A 1,375-nucleotide genomic window follows, 5' to 3' on the forward strand; every position below is an offset into this window, starting at 1 on the left:
TTGCTTTTTACTCAGATTGGTGGCTTGTATGTTGTATTACCTACGCTTTTTATTATTGGCTTCACATCTGGATATCAGGTGGTTACCATTTACAAAGCGATAAGTTATGTAAATAATAACTTAGTAGGCCTGGCTACAGCTGTGTCAAACATGATAGTTATGGTTTTTGGCTATTTTTTTCACACTGGGATCGCAAAAATAGTAGATTTGTGTTGGGATAGAACAATAATACAAGGAAATCCTGTGTATGGTGCTGAATTGCTGATAAAAGCAACATCAGTTATTCCTGTATGTTTGCTGGTGGCTGTTTTTGGGCTCTTATGGTTAAAAAATAAAGATTTTAGAGAAGTTGATTGTAATAAGTAGATAATTTATCGAAGGCTCGTATGATAAAATCGTTAGATGTACTAATTTAAGGCTCTTGTTATTATGAAATATAATACTTTATTTTACTTTGATATTTTTGTTTTAATTGTAATTGGGTTTTATTAGGTGGTAGGTATGTCGAAAAGTAATTTTTTTGTATGGTTGATAGTATCTCTTTTCTATGCATACCAGTATGTGTTACGTGTCATGCCAAACATAATTGCGCCTGTATTAATAACAAAATTTAATATAAGCATTGCAGATTTAGGGCAATTTAATGGTCTCTACTATGTGGGATTTACACTAGTTCATATCCCTGTTGGTCTTTGTTTTGATAGATTCGGTCCAAAAATTGTTTTACCTATTTGTGCTGTCTTGGTATCTATTGGAACATTACCTCTTGTGTGCTTTGATGAGTGGTATTATTCAGTATTAGGTAGAATAATTGTTGGGATTGGCTCGTCTGCGTCAGTAATAGGAGTATTTAAAGTTGCCAGTATGTATTTTCCGCGAGAAAAATCAGCAAAAATGGCAAGCATATCTGTTATTATAGGGCTATTAGGGGCAATATATGGTGGTCTACCAATAGAACTTTTGCTTGATGAGTTTGGTTGGAATTACGTAATTTATATTCTTTCAGGGTTTGGTTTCTTACTCGCTTTATCTTTATTTTTAGTTATTCCTTACAATGCTTACGACTTTCGAAAAGAAAAAATTAGCATGAAGGATCTAAAAACTGTGCTTTTCAATAAATATATCATTCTAATTAGTTTTTTTGGTGGCTTAATGGTAGGTCCACTAGAAGGTTTTGCTGATGCTTGGACAAAAGCTTTTTTATGTGAGGTATATCAAATGGCCGGTGATCTAGCGTCTTCAATTTCTTCTGTTATATATGTAGGATTTGCAGCTGGATTGCTCTCTTTTGCTCACATATTAGAAAAATATCCAAATAGACATTATGAAGTTATTATTGTCTGTTCCTTTGCAATGATTGCTAGTTTCCCTTTAC

Annotated in this window: 2 protein-coding genes (1 of these 2 cut by a window edge); both read left to right on the forward strand. The window is 33.1% G+C overall.

Annotated features, from left to right (window positions below):
• Positions 1 to 366, forward strand: partial view of an MFS transporter gene (locus tag WG67_RS04470; protein ID WP_179945718.1) — the 3' end only. The gene continues 864 nt to the left of window position 1, outside the view; only the last 366 of its 1,230 coding nucleotides appear in the window; its start codon lies beyond the left edge, outside the window; the stop codon is at positions 364 to 366.
• Between the two features lie 135 nt (positions 367 to 501).
• The coding region (locus tag WG67_RS04475) for an MFS transporter (RefSeq protein WP_458694920.1) at positions 502 to 1,375 on the forward strand (874 nt) is incomplete at its 3' end.

The sequence above is a fragment of the Wolbachia endosymbiont of Drosophila incompta genome, from assembly GCF_001758565.1.
GTDB classification, from domain to species: Bacteria; Pseudomonadota; Alphaproteobacteria; order Rickettsiales; family Anaplasmataceae; genus Wolbachia; species Wolbachia pipientis.